3 protein-coding genes are annotated in these 3,588 nt (G+C 34.4%); 2 read left to right on the plus strand and 1 reads right to left on the minus strand.

Annotation, left to right across the window (positions count from 1 at the left end):
* Both ACQ2HE_RS19735 and ACQ2HE_RS19740 read left to right on the plus strand, forming a co-directional pair.
* A partial coding sequence (locus tag ACQ2HE_RS19735; RefSeq protein ID WP_430902498.1) for a hypothetical protein occupies positions 1-1,026 on the plus strand: 1,026 nt, incomplete at its 5' end.
* Between the two features lie 175 nt (positions 1,027-1,201).
* Entirely contained in the window at positions 1,202-1,819 is a 618-nt protein-coding gene (locus ACQ2HE_RS19740; RefSeq protein WP_430901886.1) for a hypothetical protein, read from the plus strand.
* 674 nt (positions 1,820-2,493) lie between these two features.
* Here the strand turns inward: ACQ2HE_RS19740 and ACQ2HE_RS19745 are convergent.
* Positions 2,494-3,474, minus strand: coding sequence for an RHS repeat-associated core domain-containing protein (locus ACQ2HE_RS19745; RefSeq protein ID WP_430902499.1), 981 nt, complete (start codon positions 3,472-3,474; stop codon positions 2,494-2,496).
* Positions 3,475-3,588 lie beyond the last annotated feature (114 nt).

A 3,588-nucleotide genomic window follows, 5' to 3' on the forward strand; every position in this document is an offset into this window, starting at 1 on the left:
AGCCCTCCGTTCGGGATGTTGATGCCAAACCGCTCCTATACCGCTGGAAGCCAGTTTAGGTATGGGTTTAATGGGCAGGAGAAGGATACAGAAATGAATGAAAATATTACAACAGCACTTTTTTGGGAGTATGATTCCAGGACAGGGAGGAGATGGAATTTGGATTGCAAACCCCAAATACAAACAAGTCCATACAGTTGCCTGTCTAATAATCCAAATTCATTTTCAGATGTAAATGGTGATACTGCAGTGATTGAAGTTAACAGGCATCAAACCTTAAAATATGTTAATGGACAATGGATTGATGCAAAAACCCGGCAAGCTGTTCACGCTGGAGATAAAGATAAAAATGGTAAAGATATATTTTCTCAAAAAACACAGAGTAAAATGAATGATTATGAAAAACTAAACTCTATCAATGAATTTTCACCTGTTACATCACGAATTAATTCTTGCAAAAACAATATTATTTTAAACTCAGGACCAGTTCCAAATCCAAACTCGGGAACGATAGCCGGAAGTGGTGTAAATACAATAGACTATTTTAATTCAATTAATAATGGGGATTTAACCCCTGATATTAATGTTTATTTAGCTGGCGAAAAGTCGATAAATCCTAGACTTCTAGAGAATGGTAAGAATTCGGCTGTGCCTTCCTACATAGGTATGGGGCATGAACTAGGTCATGTATGGCATTTGTTAAATCCTAATAGTACACTGGCCGAATTCAGTCAATTGATCGGTTTTAATACCGGTACATCCATGAGTGAAATAAATGCAATGTATTGGGAGAATGTATTGAGGACTCATGCGAGTCTACCCTTGAGGCTATACTACAGTATAAATGATCAATCAAATAAGCCCGAGTTAAACGCAAACGTTTTTTTTGATGGCGTAAAAATTATACATAGAACAAAATTACAGAATGGGAAAATTGTTGGTTTATCACCAGAAATAGTACAATCCATCACTCTTGTTGGGTTGTCTGGAAGAGATCAAACAAAAATGGAAAGAAGTGTTCATTAACTTTTATAGAAAAATGGCAACTTGATTGTTTTTAAACCTATCTTCTTTAAATAAAGCTTCATCAAAATCTAATATTTGAAAGATCCTCTTTGTTAATAATGATTGAATCAATTCTTGACTTATACGATAGAGGTTCTCGATTTAATTCACCTTCATTAATAACAATGTTACACATATGAATAAATTTATATTTTTTTGGATTGTTATTTTGAATTTGGTTTTCACAATTCAAAGTTCGGGGCAAATAGCGGAATTAAACTACCTTGAAACCAATTGTTGGGACACACCCCAGATTAAACAAGAAAAAAGCGAAATTTATTACAATAGAAATTATTCAGATTTTTTCTTCGTTCTCCTAAGGGACACTTGTAGAGTTTCTAATAGAATTACAAGGTATTATTTTGCGATCGACACAAGCTATAAGAAAGATAATTATTTTCCATCTTTCCATGCTGATTCGAATTGTGTTAAATCAATTGAATCATTGATTAGGAAAAACTTCACAATGCTATCTTCAAAATTTCCTGATGTGTTTGGGCATAAATACCTTGAATTTAAAAAGTATATTCGTCTATACATAGGCTACACAAATGAAAATGGAAATTCTGTTATTGCAATTCAGCTAGTTTCGGTGGATGAGATTTTGAAAAATAGGAGGTATTTTGAAGAATTGAATTTGCTTGCTCAGAGAGACTACGATCGACTGAGACTGATATTAGTTGAACATATTGCAGAATCCTATATTATTTCCGATTGGATACGTGGACGAGGGGTTAGTATACCTATAAAGTGAATATCGTATAATCGTTTGTCCTATTAAACTAGATATTACAAAAAATTCCTGACAATCGAATTAACAGCAACAGGAAACTGCTTTCCCTTCAATACAGGACATAGACTACAAGTTAACCTTATCAATCAATTTAAATATAGCTAGTCACAGGACATTTTTCTTTTCAAAACACTCATTTAGTATTTCGAAAAAATCAAAGCATAACATTATTCAAAGTTCAACTTAGCTGAATCCATTTAATTGATATATTGCTAACATCAGTTATATTCTGGGTAGAATCTATTCTTTTGTGTGAGGGTTCAAAAAAAGAATATACTCTATTAAACCCTTTAATTGGAAGAAAATAATTATAAAAATATAAATCATCATGCACTGAGTATATTTCTTTGTAGTCTATTGCTGCTAATAAGAGTTCGTTAAAATTTATTTGTATTATTCCATAAAATGTCATTGATTTAATTATATCAGCTTCGCAATCAATTATGATTGATTTCAAATAAATATTGTTCTTGGTTATGTGTATTTTCTTAATGAATGAGCCTACTGTTTGAACCTGCTTTTTGCCATGAATAAAGCGTTCAATACTACTATATTCAAAGTTGGAACTTTCAATTTTTAATGCAATGTCATTTAGTTGACTTAAAGAATATTTACATTCGATCATAATTAGCGTTCTATTTTTTTATTTCTGCCTTAACATTTGTTTGAAATAGTTGAACTTCTCCTCCTTTATATGTTTTACCTGGTTCTAGCCAACTTTCAATGTCCGATGATATTGATTGTAAAAATTTAGTGTCTTCACTCAGAACCACAGTTGTTTTAACCCTACCTTCTAGTGGTATTCCAAGTTTACTGGGATCGGCATTTGGAAGGGTGAAATAAGATCCTAAGATAGGTCTTCCCTCGGAATCAAGATAGGTCCATTGAACAAGTTCAGTCCCCTTTTTGATCGTAGTTTCGAAAACTTTTTCGTTAAGATCGATACCTTTTATATGTTGTACCGCTTTTTCTTCTGTAAAACCAACAGATTTGTAATACTCTTTCGCAAAATTAAAGCGGCTTTTTGCCAGTCCTTTGACTACAGAAGCAGTAGTGTTTAATGATACTCCCAGTATTTTACCACCACCCCAAGTTAAAAATGCATCAACTAAAGCCTCTCGAGAACGTTTATCTTGAGCAGTTCTCTCTTGTGGCGTTTTCCCTGTATTGTGCTCAAAAGCACCAATCACTTGAGATGCAAGTAGGGTTCTTGTCATCCATCCTTTGGTAATAAAAACATCTGTTACTACAGCTCCAGCTACAGCCATACCGGTCCCCATGGCATTTAACCATAATTTTCGGCCTTCAGAATTATCAAAGTAATTCGAGAGAGGAGTACCCGAAACTCCAATCCCATTTAATGGTATACCGGCTTCACTTCCGTCTAAGTCAATAGTTGCAATTGGAGTATTCGACGAAAATTGATAAGTAGAAAGCATTGAATAAGCTTTTTCCAAAGGATCCACACTCAAAAACTTCCCAATTCTCGGATCATAGATCCGCATGCCATAATCTTGCTGATTTCCGGTTCCTTTTACATCATTATCATTCTCCTGCCCATTAAACCCATACCTAAACTGGCCTCCGGCGGTGTAGGAGCGGTTGGGCATCAACATCCCGAACGGAGGGCTGCTTCTAACTCAAAGAACTACCCTAAAGCTACACTGCTTTTTTGACATTTGCTAACACTTTTAATCCCTGATTTATACTTAACTTAGACTCCTTCCTGC

Source organism: Endoryza foliicola (assembly GCF_050589245.1).
Classification (GTDB): Bacteria; Bacteroidota; Bacteroidia; order Chitinophagales; family Chitinophagaceae; genus Endoryza; species Endoryza foliicola.

Bases quoted from the DNA above. Each gene is read 5' to 3' on its own strand.
- ACQ2HE_RS19740 (WP_430901886.1), top strand. From the start codon at position 1,202: ATGAATAAATTTATATTTTTTTGGATTGTTATTTTGAATTTGGTTTTC.
- ACQ2HE_RS19745 (WP_430902499.1), bottom strand. From the start codon at position 3,474: ATGTTGATGCCCAACCGCTCCTACACCGCCGGAGGCCAGTTTAGGTAT.